Genomic DNA, 18,523 nt, shown 5'->3' on the forward strand with positions numbered 1-18,523 from the left:
CCGGACCGGGAGTTCGAAAGCATGTACCTCGCGGACCGCTCCGCGCCCGAGGACGCGAAGTCCGCCGCCGACGGATCCCCCGTCCGCGGACCCGCGGTCGCCTCGGCCGTCCTCGCACTGGGCTCGGTCAGCCTGATCACCGATGTCTCCTCGGAGATGGTCACCGCCGTCCTGCCGCTCTACCTCGTCGCCGGGCTGGGCCTGAGCCCGCTCGGCTTCGGCGCGCTCGACGGCCTGTACAACGGGGTCAGCGCGCTGGTGCAGCTGACCGGCGGCCACCTCGCCGACCGGATCCGCAACCACAAGCTGATCGCCGGCATCGGCTACGGACTGTCCGCGCTGTGCAAGCCGCTGCTGCTGCTCGCCCACAGCCTCGGCCCGGTGGCGCTGATCCTCGCCCTGGAGCGGACCGGCAAGGGCCTGCGCACCGCACCGCGCGACGCGCTCATCTCCCTCTCCACACCACCCGAGTTACAGGGTCGGGCCTTCGGCGTGCACCGCGCCATGGACACCACCGGGGCGCTGCTCGGGCCCCTCGCCGCCTTCTTCATCCTGAGCGTGACGGTCGACGGGTACGACGCCGTCTTCGGGGTCAGCGCCTGCGTGGCCGCCCTGGGCGTCGTGGTGCTCCTGCTGTTCGTCCCGTCAGGCACGGAGCCGGGTCACGCCCGCGCGAAGTCCACCCGCCCGAAGCCCGCCGCTCCCCCGGTGCCGGCCCCGCGGCAGCCCGCACCCGCGCCTGACGAGGCGGCCTCCCCGAAGCCGGACGCGGTGAACCTGCGCGACGCGCTGGGCCTGCTGCGGCTGCCCCGGCTGCGCGCCCTCGCGGGCTGCGCGGCCCTGCTCGGGCTCACCACCGTCAGCGACGCCTTCCTCTACCTGCTGCTCCAGGACCGCACCGGCATCGGCGAGCGGTGGTTCCCGCTGCTCCCCCTGGGCACCGCGGCCGTGTTCCTGCTGCTGGCCGTACCGGCCGGCGCCCTCGCGGACCGCATCGGACGCCGCACCGTGTTCCTCACCGGGCACGCCCTCCTGCTGGCCGGATACGGGCTGCTCCTGTGGGCACCCGGCCTGCCCGCGCTCCCGTACCTGGTCCTCGCCCTGCACGGCATGTTCTACGCCGCCACCGACGGGGTGCTGCCCGCCGCCGTCGCGGCGACCGTCCCCGCGAAGCTGCGGGCCACCGGCATCGCGCTCGTCGGCACCGGCCAGGCCCTGGCCCGCTTCGGCTGCTCACTGGCCTTCGGCGCCGCGTGGACGGTACTGGGCTCGGGCCCGGCGCTCGCCGCCGCCGCGGCCGGCCTGTGCTGCTGCGCGGCCGTCGCCGGCTTCGTACTCCGCCCCACGGCCCCGGACGGCGCCACCGCCGCGGCCCCGCAACCCCGACGCACCCGAGGAAACCGATGACGCGCTCACGCCGGCTGCTCGTACTCGCCCTGGCCGTGCTGCTCCTCGGAGGCGTGGCCGGCGTGCTGGTGGTGCGCGCCGCCGCCCGGTCCGAGCAGACCCGCGCGGGAGACCCGACGGCCACCCCGGGCAAGGTCACGCTCGACCGGCGCGGCGGCCTGGCCTTCCTCAACGGCGCACAGGGCCCGCACCGCGGAGCCCTCGTCTCCGTACCGGACCGCTCCCGGCAGGACGAGCGGACCGCATCCAGCCTCACGTGCCTGCGGTTCCACGCCTCGGCGGGCACCGGCGTGTGCCTGAGTTCCTCCCCGGGCGCCCTCGCCCAGGACAACCGGGCACTGATCGTCGACTCCGAACTGCGCACGGTGCGCACGTTCCCGCTCGCGGGCACCCCGTCCCGGGCCCGGGTCTCCCCGAGCGGCCGCTTCGCCGCCTGGACGGTCTTCGTCGCCGGGGAGTCCTACGGCTCCGCGTTCTTTTCCACCCGCACCTCGATCGTGGACACCCGCACGGGGGCGCTCGACGCGGACCTGGAGAAGTACACGATCGAGCTCGACGGCCGCCCGTACAGCGCGAGCGACGCCAACTTCTGGGGCGTCACCTTCTCCAAGGACGACGACACCTTCTACGCCACCCTGGGCACGAACAACCAGACGTACCTGGTGAAGGGATCGATCGCCAGGCGCAGCGTCACGACCCTGGCCTCGAACGTCGAGTGCCCGTCCCTGTCCCCCGACGAGACCCGGGTCGCGTACAAGAAGCGGGTCCAGCGCGGGGCGTCCCTGTGGCGCGAACACGTACTGGACCTGAAGACACTGAGGGAGCACCCGCTGGCGGAGAAGCGCAGCGTGGACGACCAGGCACTCTGGCTCGACGACCGCACCCTCGCCTACGCCCTCCCCACCGAAGGCTCCGTGGACACCACGGACCTCTGGACGGTCCCGGCGGACGGCACCGGCTCCCCCCACATCCTGGCCCCAACAGCCTCTTCACCCACCCGGCTGGGCTGACCGGGTGCGCCCCGCGCGTCAGGTCGCGGCGGGTATGTGGCGCGCTGCCGCGAGTCGGGCCAGCGTCCGGAGCTTCCTGAAGTAGGAGGCGCAGTACTCCGAGTTGATCAGCGGCTCGACCTTGTCGAGGTCGGCGATGCACCTCCAGAGAATGACGATCCCGTTGTCGTCGAGCCCGCCGTTCAGCTCGCAGTGGACGAGTCCGGCGACATCGGAGTCCAGGAGGATCAGTTCCACACCCTCGATGTCCACACCGCGGAAGCTGTCGGGATACGGTGCGCGCCGGTGTTCCTCCGCAAGCCGGGCAAGCCGGGCTCCGGACGGTGCAGCGCGCGAGTCGGCGGCTGTCGCTTCTGCCCCGGACGGTGCCCGAAGGAGCAGCGAAACGGCGTCGAAGACGGCACGCACCATCGCGACGGCCCCGGTCGGGCCCACGGCGGCACTGGTCACGGCGCCCTGCGCGAGCTTGTCGCGCAGCTGACGGCTGCGTTCGAGTCGGGTGGCGAGCTCGCCCGGGATGAGCCCTGTGGCGGTGGCCAGCCCGATCATGCCCTGGAGCGGTTCGTCGACGTCAAGGCGCTCGGCGAGGACCTGCTCCAGGGCGAACAGCGAGTGCGTGACGGCGGCAGTGGCGAACTCGTACCGGTAGTAGGAGTGCCGGATGAGCTCGCGGGAGGTTTCCATCGCGCTCATGACGTACATCGACGCGCCGCCGGGCAGGACCAGTTCGGAAACCAGGTCGTGCATGCCCTCGTAGTCGAGAACGAGGCCGTGGACGCGCGGGTCCGGTCCTGGCTCGAGGAGCGGGCACGGAGTCGCCGGCAGTGGGTTCACCTACGCAGTCTCGCCGCCCGAAGCCTGCCGGTGCCATCGGATTTGGTCAGCCATGAGGTCACGCGTCATGGACGGCGAGGCGGCGGGCCATGTTCCGTTGTTTCTGGCTGATCTGATCGAGCCTCACTCACTTCTTCCCCTCCTTGTCCGCTGGTTCGGGCAGTCCGGGACCGCTTCTGCGCGGTCGTAGCGGCGGATCCCGCGGGTCAAGTAGCCGCTGGTGTATCACAGTTCGGACACCGCACCCCATGCGCACCCATGTACCCATGTACCCATACGGTGACCTGATTCGCACCAATCTTGTGGGGGTCCCGCATGTCCAACCAGTTCCCGCCGCCCGGCCAGCAGCCCGGTCAGCAGCCCCAGCCCGGGTACGGCTACCCGCAGCCTTGACCGCCTCAGCAGCCCGGCTGGGGCAACACGCCCCCTCCCCAGCAGCCGAAGAAGAACAGCACCGGAAAGATCGTCGGGTTCTCGTGCCTCGGCATCGTCGGCCTCTTCGTGCTGATCGGCATAGTCGGGGCGCTGGTCGGCGGCGAGAGCAGCCCGAAGGCGGGGAAGGAGCCCGCCGCCCAGGCGCCGGCACCGGTCTCGTCGTCCGCGCCGGCAAAGGCTCCTGACGCCGCGCCGTCGGCGAAGCCGGAGAAGAAGTCCGCGGTCGTCGTGGTCGCGAAGAACACGAAGTTCAAGAAGAGCATCCTCGCGGACGGCAGCAACTACACGAGCCTGTCGGTGACGATCACCAACAACAGCGCGAAGACCATCAACGTGAACCCGCTGTACTTCACGATCACCGACACCAACGGCACCAAGCACGTGTCCGAACTCGCAGCTGACGAGAACCAGATCGACACCGTCGATCTGGCACCCGGCGAGAACATCACCGGCACGATCACCGGCAAGGGTGCTTTCACGGCGAAGACGGTGACCTACACCGACGGTCTGATCGGGGACAGCGTCCGCGCCAACGTCTCCTGACGGCTCCGCCGGCCGCTGCGCCCCACCTCCCGGCCGTACGAGGGGTGGGGCGCAGCTGTGTCCAGACCGCGCGTCGGGCCGCGTGCTCCATCCCGCCGGGCCGGGAGGCGTACCCGGGGGCCCGCAGAATCGTTGGGGCGGGCATGGGCACTCCTCACGCCGTCTCCCCGTCCCCGGCCCGGCACCGGGCACCCGAGCGCGCCCCCGCCGCATTGGCGCGGGGCATCCCCCGGCAGCAGTCGGGCAGCGCCGCCCCTTCGGGAGGGGCGGTCGTCTTCGAGCAGCTCGCCCGCGAGTGGGAGGCGCGCGGGGCCACCGTTCCGGGCCGTCCCGACCCGCTGTGGGAGCGGCTGATCACCTACGCGCACTTCCAGCGCGAGACGGAAGCCACGCTGCGCAGCCTGCGCCTGGACGGGGCCGAGCCCCCGCCGGCCCCCAGCGCGACGGGCCCGCGCTGGACCCGGGCATGAGCCGGGTCTGAGCCAGCCCTGAGCCAGGTCCGAGTCGGGGGCCCACGCAAAAGGCCCAGGGCCCCGGTCGGTTGGTGCCGACCGGGGCCCTGGGCTCCGTACGCGTTGTTCCCGCTGCTCCCGCTACACGCCCGAGGGGGCGCCGAGCATGGCCGACGCCTTCTGGAGCGGGGTCATGGCCGCGGCGGGCGCCGGGGCCGTCTCCAGCGGGCGACAGGTGAAGCCCAGTGCCGTCAGGGCCCTGATCACCTCGGCGGCGGTGAAGTCGCGGCGGTCCTGGCGGGTGATGACGGCGCCGACCTGCTTCACGGGGTAGGAGCGGCGCCCTATGACCACGGAGTCACCGGTGATCGGTTCGGGCTTGACGCCCTTCATCGATTCCAGGACCCCGGCCTTGGTCAGGTCGAACGGAAAGCGGGCGATGACGAAGCGCATGCTGCCTCACAGGTAAGAAGAGAACCGTCCGTGCCCGGTCCGGCAGGATCCGGGCGGGATTGCCTAAGCCGCCGTGGTGGCCGGGGACTGGCGCTGCGGCCCCCGGGCGGTGGCGGCGGTCCTGCTGCGCCGGTCCTGAGCGGGCCGGCTGCGACGGCCCCGGGAAGCGCCGCCGGTGCCGCCCCTGGGCCGATCGCTGACGGGGGCCGTGATGACGACCGGAACGCCGGACGGCGCCTGGGCGCCGGTGATCCGGCTCAGCTCGGCCTCGCCGGAGCGTACCTGAGCGGTCTGCGGGGTGATGCCGGCGGCCTGCATGAGACGGACCATATCGCGGCGCTGGTTGGGCAGGACCAGGGTGACGACACTGCCGGACTCGCCGGCGCGGGCAGTACGGCCGCCGCGGTGCAGGTAGTCCTTGGGGTCGGTCGGCGGGTCCACGTTGACGACGAGGTCGAGGTTGTCGACGTGGATGCCGCGGGCCGCGACGTTCGTGGCCACGAGCACGCTGACGTGTCCGGACTTGAACTGCGTGAGGGTACGGGTGCGCTGGGGCTGCGACTTTCCGCCGTGCAGCGCCGCGGCGCGCACTCCGCTGCTCAGCAGGTGCTCGGTCAGCCTGTCCACGCCGTGCTTGGTGTCCAGGAACATGATCACGCGGCCCTCGCGGGCGGCGATCTCGGTCGTGGCGGCCTGCTTGTCGAAGTTCTGCACGTGCAGGACGTGGTGTTCCATCGTGGTCACCGCGCCCTGCGAGGGGTCGACGGAGTGCACGACGGGGTCGGTCAGGTAGCGACGGACCAGCAGGTCGACGTTGCGGTCGAGGGTGGCGGAGAAGAGCATCCGCTGGCCCTCGGGGCGCACCTGGTCGAGGAGGGCGGTGACCTGGGGCATGAAGCCCATGTCGGCCATCTGGTCGGCCTCGTCGAGGACGGTGATCGCGACCTGGTTCAGCCGGCAGTCACCCCGCTGGATGAGGTCCTTCAGCCGGCCCGGGGTGGCGACGACCACTTCGGCCCCGGCGCGCAGCGCGCCGGCCTGGCGGTGGATCGGCATGCCGCCGACGACGGTGGCGATCCGCAGCTTCACGGCGCGGGCGTAGGGCGTGAGGGCCGCGGTGACCTGCTGGGCGAGCTCACGGGTGGGTACGAGGACCAGCGCGAGCGGCTGGCCCGGCTCGGCCTGCTGACCGGCGGTACGGGCCAGCAGCGCGAGGCCGAAGGCCAGGGTCTTGCCGGAGCCGGTGCGGCCGCGTCCCAGGACGTCCCGGCCCGCGAGCCCGTTGGGCAGCGTGGCCGCCTGGATCGGGAACGGGGTGGTCATGCCCTCACGGGTGAGCGTGGTGAGCAGCTGCGCCGGCATCGCCAGGTCGGCGAACGCCTCGACGGCGGGCAGCGCGGGGACCACGGTCACCGGCAGGGCGAACTCGCCCTGAGGTGCGGCGGGACGGCGCCCGTAGCCGCCGCCACCCGAACGCTTGGGGCCGCCGCCGCCGGAGCGGCTGGGGGCCGAGGAGCCGAAGCGGCTGCCGGAACGGCTGGAGGAGCCGGAGGAGCCGCCGTACGAGCCACCGTAGGAACTGTTGGAGCCGTAGGAGCTGCCGGATCCACCCGAACGGGAGGACGAAGAGCGGTCATTCATGCGGGTCGTGCGGTTCATGCAGAACCTTCCTCGATACGGCGCACATCGAGGAGTTCTCGGCAGCGGAAAACTGGCCGCACGAGGATTCACAAGAATGAGCCGGAGCATAAAAAGATATGACGCAGTCGAATCGAACTTCGATCGACCAGTCAGATAAGGATTATCACCCTATGTGTCGGCGAAATATGCGCCGCATGCGGGTGGGGAGCCGAGGAGTGCATCCATCGGCCGAACGGTGGGGCGCTGGGACAGGTTTCCCCGTCGCGCCGCTCACGCGGGCCGAGACGGCCCGCGGATCCAAAAACGCAACGAGCTGGGGCCCGCACCCCAAGGTGCGGGCCCCAGCTACGCGGTTACGCGTGAACGTCAGGCGGTGACGATGTTCTCGGCGGTCGGGCCCTTCTGGCCCTGCGCGATGTCAAAGCTGACCTTCTGGCCTTCCTGAAGCTCACGGAAGCCCTGCGAGGCAATGTTCGAGTAGTGGGCGAACACGTCAGGACCGCCACCCTCCTGCTCGATGAAGCCGAAGCCCTTTTCCGCGTTGAACCACTTCACGGTGCCATTAGCCATGTTTTTATCTCCTTCGGGGCACAGCCCAGAGATCCGCACTGTGCGAACCTCAAGTCGCCGATGATTGCCCAGCCCGGAAAACGCCGGAAAAACAAGAACACTCGCCCTGCTCCTACGAGAGGAGTGGGCCGAGGTGCTCGAAATTTTGGGAACCACAACTGCAACTCAAACCACAGTAGCACGCCGGGGTCGGATCGGCGGGAAAATAAAACGCACCCCATCCCCCGGTCCGGAAATTCTCACTTCGCCCGCGCATATTTTCCGTCCCGGTGGGCAGGGATTTTTCGGCGGCGGTTCGGTGGTGGTCGGGAGCGACCCCGGTATCCCGTACAGTGATGTTCACAACGACGCGGGGTGGAGCAGCTCGGTAGCTCGCTGGGCTCATAACCCAGAGGTCGCAGGTTCAAATCCTGTCCCCGCTACGAAAGGTCCGGCCCCCTTGACGCCCAGGCGTCAAGGGGGCCGGACCCATTTCCGGCCCGTGTCGGGGCGGCCCGTGTCGGGGCGGATGCGAGCGCCCCGGTGGCGAGGTGCCCGGCTACTTGATCCGGGTGTTGAGGAAGCCGACCGCCGCGAAGGCCACCGCCGTGGCGGCGAGCGAGACCGTGTCGGAGCCCAGGGAGAGCACGGCGGCGAAGACGACCGTCGGTCCGAGCTCCATCGCGGTGTTCATGACGCCCCCGGCGAGTCCCGCCTGGTGGGGCTCCACCCCGTCCGTGGCGAGCACCGCGGCCCCCGCGAAGGCGGCCGCCGTGCCGGCGGGCAGCAGGAGCAGCCCGGGGAGGAGGCCGTAGGCGTACGGGATCTCCGCGGCCAGCCCGGTGAGCGCGAGGAGTACGAGTCCGGCCGCGGCGACCACGAGCCCGGCGGTGGTGACGCGGGGCGCCCCGTACCGGGCCACCAGGGGACCCGCCACCCGGCCGGCCACGAGCAGCGCCACCGCGAAGGGGAGGAAGGCGGCGGAAGTGCTCAGCGCCGACCAGCCGAGTTCCTGCTGGAGGTGAAGAGAGAGGAGGACGAAGGTCACGGCCGTGCCGGCGGCGGTCAGGCCGATGGCCGCCAGGGCGAGGACCCGGCGCCGGTCGCGGAGGAATCCGAGCGGCAGCAGGGGGTCGCGGACCCGGCGTTCCACCAGCGGGAAGGCCAGCAGGAGCGCCGCCGCGGTGAGCAGGGTGACCAGGACGCTCGCCGATCCCCAGGACTGGACGTCGGTGAGGACGAAGCCGTAGCTGGCGAGGCTGATTCCGGCGGTGGCCAGCAGCGCGCCCGGCAGGTCCAGGGAGCGGCCCTCGCCCGCCGGGGTCGCGGGCAGCAGCCGGGGAGCGAGGAGCAGTGCGGCGACGGCCACGGCGACCGGTACGGCGAAGGACAGCCGCCAGGTGGTCAGGGCGGAGATGACCCCGGAGAGGAGGTTCCCGGCGGTCGCGCCGAGCACCGACAGCCCGCCCCAGGTGGCCATCGCCCTTCCGAACGCGGCCGGTTCGGGGAAGACCGCCCGCAGGACGGCCATGGCGGCGGGTGCGGTGAGCGCGGCACCCACCCCCTGGGCGAAGCGGGCGGTGAGCAGGATCCCGGATCCCTGGGCGAACGGTGCGGCGAGGGAGGCCACGGCGAAGAGCAGCAGGCCGGCGGTGAGCACCCGGCGCCCGCCGAACCGGTCGGTGAGGCGGCCCCCGAAGAGCAGGAGGCCGGCGAAGCTCAGCCCGTAGGCGGCGCTCAGGAGCATCAAGTCATCGCGGCCCAGGGTGAATTCACGGCCGATCGCGGGCAGCGGCACGATGAGCGAGGTGAGCGCGAAGATCAGCGTCATCTGCACGGTGCCGAGCAGTGCGAAGGCCGGGCCGGGCGCCGGACGGGCCGCCCTGGATCCGGACGCGGTGAGCGTCGTCGTGGTGTGTGCGGTGCTCTGCTTGACGGTCATTACTCCCCCTCAGATTTGAACTAGACCGTACATTCCAGAATGAAGTCTTTAAAAGAACCTCCCCGAAGGGAGGCTCCGTGCGGTCACGCCCTCAGTCGAGCAGCGCCAGGGCCTGCTCCGCCGCGTCCCGGGCCCGGTTCGGGTCCTGCGAGGCCTTGCCCACGACGCGCATGCCCTGCATCAGGACCAGCAGCATCCTGGCGAGCATCCGCGGATCGCGGTCCGCGGGCAGTTCGCCCTGGGCCTGGGCCCTGGTCAGTGCCGAGTGCAGCAGGGTCTCGATGTGGTTCCAGCTCGCTTCGACCCTGCTGGCCGCCGCCGGGTCGTGCATACCGAACTCCGTTGCCGTGTTGGTCACGAAGCAGCCGTTCAGCCGCAGTCCGTCGGTGCTCGACTCGGCGGCGAAGCGGCGTACCACCGTGCGCACGGCCGGCAGCGCGGGCCCCGGCTGGGACAGCTCGCGCAGCAGGCCGGGGTCGCGTTGCCCGTTGTAGCGGTCCAGCGCCTTCAGGTAGAGCTCGCGCTTGTTCCCGAAGGTGGCGTACAGGCTGGCTCGCCCGATGCCGAGCTGTTCGACGAGGTCCGCCATCGACGTCGCCTCGTAGCCGCGCCGCCAGAACAGCTCCAGAGCCGACTGCAGCGCGGCGTCCGGATCGAATTCCTTGGTCCTGGCCACATCCCGTACTCTACGAGATACTGGAACGGTCAGTCAAGTAATCGCCGGAGCAATCCCTTGCAACCCGTTCAGATGGTCCGGGGCTCCCCCGCCGGGTGGGCGCTCAGCTCGACCACCTCGACGCAGCGCCGGAGCTTGGCCTGGGCGCGGGGCGAGTCGGCGACGGGGACCACGATCTCGCACACCGCCAGGCCGCCTCCGTCGGCGGCCCTGAAGGACAGGGTCCTGACAGACAGGTTGTTGAGCATCGCGGAGATGCGGTTGAGCGCGTGTCCGCCGTCCCGGACGGTCATGGTCAGCGTGTGGCAGGCGGTGTCGCCGGTGCGCACGGCGTCGTCGACGGCGGGGAGAACATCGCTGCGGGTCATGAGGAGAGGGCTCCTGTCCTGGGGCGGAGTGCGTGGTCCCGGAAAACAAGAAGACCCCTCGCGGATGCGAGAGGTCTGCGTGCGGGCGGTGGGCTGCTGGGGTGGTCTCAGTTCAGCTCCGGGCCGGCACGCCGGCGCTAATCTTCTGCTGGCGCATGCGAGGAGTCTGGCATGCCGTCGCCGACATGTGACACCGCATCTCACGATGCGGATGGCCCGCGTCGCGGGGTCGCCCTTGTGCCACCCACCCGTGCCGGTGCTATCCGGCCATGCGCAGCCACACCGTGGTGTCCCGGGGCAGTACGGGCCGGCCGTCCGTACCGGTGTCGAGCGGACCGCTGGCCAGCAGGACGCGGGCGCCGCCGGGGAGCGGGAGCGGGCTCGCGAAGGCGGTCAGGCAGCGGAAGCCGCCGGGCCGGTCGAAGCAGAGGGTGTCCGGAACCGCGTCGGTCCACTCCAGCGTTTCGGGCAGCCCCGCCAGTTCGGCGCCGCGCAGTGCGAGCGCTGCGCGGTAGAGGGTGAGGACGGAGTCCGGGTCCCCGTCCTGGGCCTCGGCGCTGAGCTCGGCCCACTGCTCCGGCTGGGGCAGCCAGGGCGCGGCCGGGGCGGTCCCGGCGGCGGCCGGGACATGATCGGCGGCCGGGGCGGAGAAGCCAAGGGAGGGGCCGCCGGACTCCCAGGGCAGCGGGACGCGGCAGCCGTCGCGGCCGCGGTCCGCGCCGCCGGAGCGGACGAAGGTGGGGTCCTGGAGGATCTCGTCGGGCAGGTCCTGGACCTCGGGCAGGCCGAGTTCGTCGCCCTGGTAGACGTAGACGCCACCGGGCAGGGCGAGGGAGACGAGGGCGGCGGCGCGGCCCCGGCGGCGGCCGAGTCCGGTGTCGCTGGGGTCGAGGAGCCGCTTGTCGCCCATGTCGAAGGAGGTGTCGGCGCGGCCGTAGCGGGTGACGTGGCGGATGGTGTCGTGGTTGGAGAGCACCCAGGTGGGCGGGGCGCCGACCGGCTCGTGCGAGGCGAGCGTCGCGTCGACCACCTTGCGCAGGGCCCCGGAGTCCCAGGGGCAGCACAGGTAGTCGAAGTTGAAGGCGGAGTGCAGTTCGTCGTGGCGCAGGTAGCGGGCGAACTGCTCGGCCTCCGGGAGCCAGACCTCGCCGATGAACACGCGCTCGCCGGGGTAGGTGTCGAGGATCTTGCGCCAGTCGCGGTAGACCGTGTGGACGGCGTCGACGTCCTGGTAGGGCAGGTCGGTGGGGTCGGGGTTCTCGCCGACGTCGGGGAGTCCGGGCTTCTTGGCGAGCCCGTGCGCGACGTCGATGCGGAAGCCGTCCACGCCCCGGTCGAGCCAGAACCGCAGGACGTCTTCGAACTCGGCCCCGACGTCCGGGTGTTCCCAGTTCAGGTCGGGCTGCTCGGGGGCGAACATGTGGAGGTACCAGGGGCCCTGGGTGCCGTCGGCCTCGGTGATCCGGGTCCAGGCGGGGCCGCCGAAGTACGAGTTCCAGTCGTTGGGCGGCAGTTCGCCGTGCGCTCCGCGCCCGGGGAGGAACCAGAAGCGCCCGCGTTCGGGGGATCCGGGGCCGGCGGCGAGGGCCCGGACGAACCAGGGGTGCTGGTCGGAGCAGTGGTTGGGGACGAGGTCGACGACGACCCGGAGGCCGTGGCCGTGGGCCTCGGCGATGAGCTCCTCGGCTTCGGCGAGTGTGCCGAAGAGGGGGTCGATGTCGCGGTAGTCGGCCACGTCGTAGCCGGCGTCGGCCATCGGAGAGACGTACCAAGGGTTGAACCAGAGCGCGTCGACACCCAGTTGGCGCAGGTAGGGCAGCCGCTCGCGCACACCGGCGATGTCACCGATGCCGTCGCCGTTCCCGTCGGCGAAGCTGCGTATGTAGATCTGGTAGATCGCCGCGTGCCGCCACCAGGGGGAGGCGGCGGGGCGGGGGGCGCTCTGGGACACGGGGTCTCCTGGTGCGGTAGGTACGGCGGGGTGGTGCGGGCCCCCGCCCACGGGCGCGGGGCGGGCACACGGGCGGGCCGCGGCGCGGGTGGAGAGGGATGCCCGGGTACGGGGCCCGGTCGGGCGGGGTGTCTGGGGTGACCGGGAACCGGGTTCCAGGGGCGGAAGGGCGGAGGGGTGGAGGGGTGGGCGGTGTTGCTACCAGCCCGAGTTGCCGGCTCCGCGGCTGACGGCGAATCCGCCGGCGAGGCTCAGGCCGCCGGTGGCGGCGTCGGTGACCGCGACCCCGCTGAAGGTGCCCGATCCGGCCGCGTTGATCTCGATGCCGTAGCCGCCGGCCTTGGCGATCCTGGTGTTCTTCACGGTCAGGTTCCCGACGTTCTTCTGCCAGGAGACGAGCAGCCCGCTGTAGGTGCTGTCCAGGATGTCGTTGTCCTGGAGGATCACCGGCGTGGTGATCTCGGAGGTGTCGGCGTAGACCCACAGGGCGCCCAGCTTGCTCGCCCAGTTGGGTTCGTAGCCTCCGGCCCGGTCGATGGTGTTGCGCTGGACGGTCGCCGGTCCGCTGAAGGGGATGCCGAAGCGGGTGCTGACGGCGATTCCGGCGGCGCCGGTCACGGTGTCGGCGACCAGGTTGTCCTCGATCCGGTTGCCGCTGCCGCCGTAGATCGCGGCTCCGTTGGCGAGCAGCGGGAGCTGGACCGTGTTGAAGCGGAGCACGCAGTCGGTGACGGCCTGGGCCTCCGACCACATCGCGAGGGCGTCGTCACCGGTGTTGCGGATGCTGCTCTGGGAGACTTCGCTGCCCGTGGTGCCCTTGTGTAGGTTGACCCCGTCCGCGTACGTGTCCCGGATGCGCAGGCCGGTGGCGAGCAGGCCCCGGGTCGGTGCGTCGATCCACAGGCCGACCTTGCTGTGCCGGATCCACAGGTTCTGCAGGGTGGAGCCGGAGCCGAAGTCCCCCTCCACGGCGGCATCGCTGTTGGCGTCGTCGCGGTGGTCGGATTCCCCGGTGATCGCCAGGTCCTGCACGGTGCTGGTACCGCCGCGCCCGAAGAGGCCGCCCTTGCCGTTCTTGCCGCGCAGGGTGGTGTGCCATTCGCCGGCTCCGCGCACGACGGCTCCGGTGAGGTTGACGGATCCGGAGATGTCGTAGGTGCCGGCCGGCAGCCACAGGCCCTTGCCCTGACCGGTGGCCGTGGACAGTGCGGTGTTGAGGGCGGCGGTGTCGTCACCGGCGTCGTTCGCGGTGACGCCGAGGGTGGCGGCGGAGACGAAACCGGTGGCGGGCATGGTGGCGGCCGCCGGGGCCGTCTCGGTCTCGACGAGGTCGATGGCGTAGGAGGCGGCGGTGTCCCCCGCGTCCTTCTGGAACTTCAGCACGGTGCCGGCGGGGAAGTCACCGGTGAGGGTGCGGGTCTCGTCGAAGAAGCGGTGGGCGTCGCCCTGCCCCGGGTCGTTGCCGTAGGGGTAGGCGCCGTAGACCCAGCTGTACTTGGAGGTGAGGGCGAGGTCCTTGGAGTGGACGCCGTTGGCATAGAAGCTGAGGGTGGCGCTGTTGCCCGTGCCGGCGGCGTTGTCCGGGATCGAGTAGCGCACGGTCACGGCGTTGGCGGCCTTGGCCAGGGTGAACTGGACGTACTCCCCCGTCTGGTCGAGTACGACGGCCCGGCGGCCCGAGGCCTCGGAGGCCAGGGTCTTGTAGGTGCGGTCCGGCCCCGTGACGGAGGCGTTGGTCGCGCCGGCCTCGTCCTCGTAGGCGGTGTACGGGAGGCTCGCGCCGCGGGTGGCGTTCGCAGTGGAGCCGGTGACCTCGATGCCGTCGAGCTGGAGGTCGCCGTTGTCCCCGGTCTCGGTGCGCAGGGTGAGGGTGTTGAGCTGGGCGCGCAGGGGCGCGTCGGTGGTGAATCCGGCCCAGGCTCCCGAAGTGGCGGGGAGGGTGAGGCGGCGTACGGGGACGCCGTTCGCGGTCAGGGTGATGGTCGCGGCGTTCGCCCCGGGGGTGCGGTAGCGCACGGCCACCTGCCGGGTGGCGGCGGTGGGCGCGGAGACGGAGAAGACGGCTCGGGCACCGGTGGCGGTGAAGCCCGTCAGATAGCCGGCGCCGCTGAAGCCGGTGACGGCGGAGGCGGAGGCGGGGCCGCCCGAGGCGAAGGCGGTCTCGGCCTGGTGGCTGAGGGAGCCGGGCGGCGGGTCGGTGGGCGTGGTCGTCGGGCTGGTGGGGGTGAGGCTGTCGAGGTTCACGTTGCCGGAGTCGGCGGTCGTGAAGGTCAGCGCGAGCGTATTGGCTCCGTTCGCCAGCGGGAGCGGCTCCTCGCGGGTGGCCCACGTGTCCCAGTTCGCGGTGGCCGGGAGCGACACCTGACGGACCTTGACCCCGTTCGCGTAGAGGCTCAGGGTCTGGGCCGCGCCCGTGCCGTTCGCGTACCGGATCGCCACCGAACCCGTACCGGCCGCGGCCGACTGCACCGCGAAGGACGCCGAGGCGGACCCCTTGTTGCCGTCCGTGAAGCCGCCGACGTAACCGGCGCCGGTGAAACCGGAATGTGCTGACTCGGCTCGGGCCCCGCCCGCGAGGGCGGCCGACTCCGCTTCCAGGGTGGCGGCGACGGCGTACGAAGTGGCGGCGAAGGTGCCGGCGAGACAGGTGGTGGTCAGGGCGGTGAGGAGGAGCGGGGAGATGAGGCGTGCGGCTCTGGTGCGGGTTCCTCGGGGAGACGCAGAGGGGGAGGACGAAAGAGAAGACACGGCGTCGTGTCCTTTCGGGAGGCGCGCCCCGTACCCGGGGGGGGCGGGAGGGCGCGGTGGGGGCCGCCGCGGCGGTCCGTCGCTGCGGCGGTGTCGGGCGGGGGCGGTGTCGGGCAGGGGTGACGGGCCCGGGGTGGGGATGTGTCCCGGGGAGGGTTGGGAAGGGGAGGTCAGCCCTTGAGGCTTCCGGCGGTGAGGCCGGAGATGATGTGCCGCTGGAAGACGAGGAACAGGACCAGCAGCGGGATGCTCGCCATGACCATGCCGGCGAGGAGCTGGTTGGCCGGCATGAACTCCGCCAGGCGGTTCAGGGCGACGGTGACCTGCTGCTTGCTCTCGTCCGGCAGGACGAGCATCGGCCAGAGGAAGTCCTTCCAGACTCCGACCACGGCGAAGATCGACACGACGGCCAGCACCGGACGGGACAGCGGGAGGATCACCGAGACGAGGATCCGTACCGTGCCCGCGCCGTCGATCCGGGCCGCGTCGAGCAGTTCGGCGGGGATCTGGTCGAAGAACCGCTTGAGGATGAAGACGTTGAAGGCGTTCGCCGCGGCGGGCAGCCAGATCGCGAACGGCGTGTTGATCAGGTTCACGTGGACGAGGGGGACGTCCACGACGGTGAGGTACGTGGGGACGAGCAGGGCGGACACCGGCAGCATCAGGGTGGCCAGCATCATCGCGAGGACGGCGTTGCCCAGGACCGGGCGGAGCTTGGACAGCGCGTACGCGGCGGAGACGTCGATGACGAGTTGGAAGAGCAGCGCTCCGAAGGCGAGCAGGAAGGTGCTGAAGAAGTAGCCGGCGAGGCCCGTGTTCGTCCAGGCCTCCGTGTAGCTCTCCGGGTGCCAGCTGCTCGGGAGCAGCGTGGGATGCGGCTGGGCCAGCTCCGCGGAGGACTTGAGGGCGCCGGTGGTCATCCAGTAGAGCGGGAAGACGAAGGCCAGGGTGAAGCCGGTCAGGGTCGCGCCCAGGACGAAGCGGTGCAGGAACCGGCCGACGGGCCGGGTCAGTTCGGCGGGCGCGATGAGTGTGCGGGAACGGGGTTCGGTGGCGGCCATGCGGCCCTCCTTTCAGTCCTTGGTCCGGGTCAGCCGGAGGTAGAGGCCGGCGAAGAGGCCCAGGACCACGAAGAGCAGGGTGCTCATGGCGCTGGCCAGGCCGAAGTCGTTGTAGACGAAGGCGTAGCGGTAGAGCAGCAGCAGGATGGTGACGGTGGCCTCGTTGGGGCCGCCGCCGGTGAGGACGAAGGGCTCTACGAACACCTGCATGGTGCCGATGACCTGGAGCAGCAGGGTGATCAGGAGGATGAACCTGACCTGCGGGATCGTGACGTGCCACAGGCGCCGGCGGATGGAGGCCCCGTCGAGTTCGGCTGCTTCGTAGAGCTCCCCGGGGATACCGCTGAGGGCTGCCAGGTAGATGAGTGTCGTGGTGCCCATGTTGGCCCAGGTGGAGACGAGGACCAGGGAGATCATCGCGAGGTGTTCCGACTCCAGCCACTGCTGGGCGGGCAGGTGCAGGATGCCGAGCACGTTGTTGAAGAGGCCCGGGCCCGGATCGTAGAACCAGCGCCACAGCAGCATGGTGACGATGGGCGGGAGCATCACCGGGAGGTAGACGGTGAGCCGCAGGTACGACTGGCCGCGCCGGAGCTCGTTCAGGACGACGGCCGTGACGAACGGGGCGGCGAAGCCGAAGACGAGCGCCAGGAGCGTGAAGTAGCCGGTGTTGCGCCAGGCGGTGGCGAAGAGCGGATCGTCGAAGAGACGGCGGAAGTTGTCCAGGCCGACCCACTCGGCCGGCTGGGCGAAGGTCACCTGCTGGAAGCCGAGGAGGACGCCGCGGACGATCGGGTACCAGGCGAACAGCGCGAAGCAGATCAGCCCGGCGGCCAGGAAGAGGTAGGCGACGAGGTTCTCCCGCAGCCTGCGGCGGCGTCCCGTGGCCGGGTTTCCGCGTGCGGCCCCGGTCCCCCGCCGGGGGCGGCCGGGGTTCCGGAGGCTTCCGGGCCGCAGGTGGCGGAGGTTCCGGGTGCGCCGGGCCGGGGCCTCGGAGGGGGGCCTCGGAGGTGGGGAGGGCTGACATGTCACTTCACCGTGGCGAGGATGGAGTCGGCGCGGGCGGCGGCGTCCTTCAGCAGGGTGTCGATGTCCGCGTCCTCCTTGGTCAGGACGGACTGCATGACACCGTCCAGGACGGTGTACAGCTGCTGGGCGTTCGGCGGCTCGACCTTGACCTCGACCCGGGGGCTGCGGTCGACGAACGGCTTGTAGTTCTCCTGCGGCACGTTGGCGTGCGCGACGTGGATGGCGTCGATCTTCTTCTGGGCCGCGCCGCCGAAGAGGTTGGGCTGGGGAAGGCCGATCGGGACGCCGAGGCCGGAGAACTTGGTGACGTTCTCCTCCTCCCGGTCGGGGTTGAGGTACTTCCACTGGACCCACTGCAGGCCGGCCTTGATCTTCTCGGGCGTGGCCTTGGGATTGAACATGAAGCCGTCGCCGCCGCCGAGCGTGGCCGTGCCGGGGAGGGCGGCCAGGCCGAACTCCTCGTACTTGCGCTCGAACTGCTTGACGATGGTGGGGATGTTGTCGGGTCCGGCCATGTACATACCGAGCTTGCCGGAGCCCATCATCTTCTGAACGTCGCCGATCTCCAGGAGTTGGCGGGTGCCCATGCTCCGGTCCGTCCAGCGCATGTCGTGCAGGGTCTGGAGCGCCTTGCGGCCCGCGTCGCTGTCGAAGGCGGCCTTCCACTTGCCGTTCTCCTCGGTGGCGACATCGCCGCCCATGGAGTACAGCCAGGACGTCAGGTGCCAGCCGCCCTGGTTGTTCTTGCTGTAGTCGGCGTACCCCACGGTGTCCTCGCCCAGCGCGCCGATCTTCTTCGCGGCGGCCCGGACCTCTTCCCAGGTGGTCGGCGGCTTGTCGGGGTCCAGGCCGGCCTTGCGGAAGAGCTCGCGGTTGTAGACGAGGCCCATGGAGTAGTTGCCGGTGGGCAGGCCGTACGTCTTGCCCTGCTTGTCCTGGAAGACCTTTTGGAGCTCGGGGCGTATGTCGGAGAGGTACGGGACGCCGGCCAGGTAGGGGGTGATGTCGGCGCCCTGCTTGCGCTGGATGAGGCCCGCCGGGTCGGTGAAGTAGACGTAGTAGACGTCTTCGAGCTGGCCGCCGGCGAGCTTCGCCGCGAAGGTCTTGGGGTCCATCTGGCCTTCGCGAGCATCGATCTTGATCTTCGGGTGCGCCGCTTCGAACTGTTTGACCAGCTCCTCGAAGTCCTTGCGGTCGGCGGCCTGCGTGGTGGCCGGCATGCCGTTGACCGTGATCGTCACCACCCCGCCGGCCTTGTCGCCGGCCGGGGTGGGTGTGCCGCCGCAGGCGGCGACTCCGAGGCTCGCCACAAGGGCGGTGGAGATGAACAGGGCGCGACGTCTGGTGATGCCATCCATGCGAACAGGCCTTCCGGGCGGGTCGGGCTTCGATGGCGCGACAGTAGAAGCCGTGAACGCAAGAAG

General features: G+C 71.0%; 16 protein-coding genes and 1 tRNA gene. 5 read left to right on the forward strand and 12 right to left on the reverse strand.

Going from position 1 to position 18,523, the window contains the following annotated elements; all coding sequences use genetic code 11:
- The first annotated feature begins 21 nt into the window (after positions 1 to 21).
- Positions 22 to 1,407, forward strand: coding sequence for an MFS transporter (locus tag ACODT5_RS17735; protein WP_422520274.1), 1,386 nt, complete (start codon positions 22 to 24; stop codon positions 1,405 to 1,407).
- The gene (locus tag ACODT5_RS17740; RefSeq protein WP_422520275.1) at positions 1,404 to 2,417 is read left to right on the forward strand and encodes a TolB-like translocation protein; all 1,014 of its coding nucleotides are present in this window, start codon (positions 1,404 to 1,406) and stop codon (positions 2,415 to 2,417) included. Before ACODT5_RS17735 ends, ACODT5_RS17740 begins: the two co-directional genes overlap by 4 nt.
- 18 nt (positions 2,418 to 2,435) lie before the next feature.
- On the opposite strand, the gene ACODT5_RS17745 is transcribed toward ACODT5_RS17740, so the two are convergent.
- Entirely contained in the window at positions 2,436 to 3,251 is an 816-nt protein-coding gene (locus ACODT5_RS17745) for a hypothetical protein (protein WP_422520276.1), read from the reverse strand.
- A gap of 501 nt (positions 3,252 to 3,752) precedes the next feature.
- Here ACODT5_RS17745 and ACODT5_RS17750 point away from each other — a divergent pair.
- Positions 3,753 to 4,229 (forward strand): DUF4352 domain-containing protein, encoded by a 477-nt coding sequence (locus ACODT5_RS17750; RefSeq protein WP_422520277.1) that lies wholly within the window; start codon positions 3,753 to 3,755, stop codon positions 4,227 to 4,229.
- A 143-nt stretch (positions 4,230 to 4,372) separates the two neighbouring features.
- Positions 4,373 to 4,699, forward strand: a complete 327-nt coding sequence (locus ACODT5_RS17755; protein ID WP_422520278.1) for a hypothetical protein — start codon at positions 4,373 to 4,375, stop codon at positions 4,697 to 4,699.
- Positions 4,700 to 4,822: 123 nt separating this feature from the next.
- On the opposite strand, the gene ACODT5_RS17760 is transcribed toward ACODT5_RS17755, so the two are convergent.
- The 3 genes from ACODT5_RS17760 to ACODT5_RS17770 all read right to left on the reverse strand — a co-directional run bounded on the left by ACODT5_RS17760 (position 4,823) and on the right by ACODT5_RS17770 (position 7,345).
- On the reverse strand, positions 4,823 to 5,134 hold the full coding sequence (locus tag ACODT5_RS17760; RefSeq protein WP_422520279.1) for an SCO5918 family protein: 312 nt from the start codon (positions 5,132 to 5,134) through the stop codon (positions 4,823 to 4,825).
- 63 nt (positions 5,135 to 5,197) lie between these two features.
- Positions 5,198 to 6,793, reverse strand: a complete 1,596-nt coding sequence (locus ACODT5_RS17765; RefSeq protein WP_422520280.1) for a DEAD/DEAH box helicase — start codon at positions 6,791 to 6,793, stop codon at positions 5,198 to 5,200.
- A 348-nt stretch (positions 6,794 to 7,141) separates the two neighbouring features.
- Positions 7,142 to 7,345 carry a cold-shock protein gene (locus tag ACODT5_RS17770; protein WP_053678014.1) on the reverse strand — a complete coding sequence of 68 codons (204 nt, stop codon included), beginning with the start codon at positions 7,343 to 7,345 and terminating at the stop codon, positions 7,142 to 7,144.
- Positions 7,346 to 7,693: 348 nt separating this feature from the next.
- On the opposite strand from ACODT5_RS17770, the gene ACODT5_RS17775 reads away from it, so the two are divergent.
- Positions 7,694 to 7,767 (forward strand) — tRNA-Met (locus tag ACODT5_RS17775).
- A 116-nt stretch (positions 7,768 to 7,883) separates the two neighbouring features.
- Here ACODT5_RS17775 and ACODT5_RS17780 read toward each other — a convergent pair.
- The 8 genes from ACODT5_RS17780 to ACODT5_RS17815 form a co-directional block, all read right to left on the reverse strand.
- Positions 7,884 to 9,266 (reverse strand): MFS transporter, encoded by a 1,383-nt coding sequence (locus ACODT5_RS17780; protein ID WP_422520281.1) that lies wholly within the window; start codon positions 9,264 to 9,266, stop codon positions 7,884 to 7,886.
- Between the two features lie 91 nt (positions 9,267 to 9,357).
- A complete protein-coding gene (locus ACODT5_RS17785; RefSeq protein ID WP_422520282.1) occupies positions 9,358 to 9,942 on the reverse strand; it encodes a TetR/AcrR family transcriptional regulator in 585 nt (194 codons plus the stop codon).
- Between the two features lie 68 nt (positions 9,943 to 10,010).
- Positions 10,011 to 10,310, reverse strand: coding sequence for a hypothetical protein (locus ACODT5_RS17790; RefSeq protein ID WP_422520283.1), 300 nt, complete (start codon positions 10,308 to 10,310; stop codon positions 10,011 to 10,013).
- Between the two features lie 259 nt (positions 10,311 to 10,569).
- Positions 10,570 to 12,261 carry a glycoside hydrolase family 13 protein gene (locus ACODT5_RS17795; RefSeq protein ID WP_422520284.1) on the reverse strand — a complete coding sequence of 564 codons (1,692 nt, stop codon included), beginning with the start codon at positions 12,259 to 12,261 and terminating at the stop codon, positions 10,570 to 10,572.
- Positions 12,262 to 12,459: 198 nt separating this feature from the next.
- Positions 12,460 to 15,009 carry a carbohydrate-binding protein gene (locus ACODT5_RS17800; protein WP_422520285.1) on the reverse strand — a complete coding sequence of 850 codons (2,550 nt, stop codon included), beginning with the start codon at positions 15,007 to 15,009 and terminating at the stop codon, positions 12,460 to 12,462.
- 170 nt (positions 15,010 to 15,179) lie between these two features.
- Complete coding sequence (locus ACODT5_RS17805; protein WP_422520286.1) at positions 15,180 to 16,070, reverse strand: carbohydrate ABC transporter permease; 891 nt, start codon at positions 16,068 to 16,070, stop codon at positions 15,180 to 15,182.
- 12 nt (positions 16,071 to 16,082) lie between these two features.
- The gene (locus ACODT5_RS17810) at positions 16,083 to 17,027 is read right to left on the reverse strand and encodes a carbohydrate ABC transporter permease (RefSeq protein ID WP_422524952.1); all 945 of its coding nucleotides are present in this window, start codon (positions 17,025 to 17,027) and stop codon (positions 16,083 to 16,085) included.
- Between the two features lie 71 nt (positions 17,028 to 17,098).
- Positions 17,099 to 18,457: an ABC transporter substrate-binding protein gene (locus tag ACODT5_RS17815; protein WP_422520287.1), complete on the reverse strand. Its 1,359-nt coding sequence runs from the start codon at positions 18,455 to 18,457 to the stop codon at positions 17,099 to 17,101.
- Between the last annotated feature and the right edge of the window lie 66 nt (positions 18,458 to 18,523).

Origin of the sequence: Streptomyces tatrensis, assembly GCF_049310065.1 — a bacterium.
Taxonomy (GTDB): domain Bacteria; phylum Actinomycetota; class Actinomycetes; order Streptomycetales; family Streptomycetaceae; genus Streptomyces.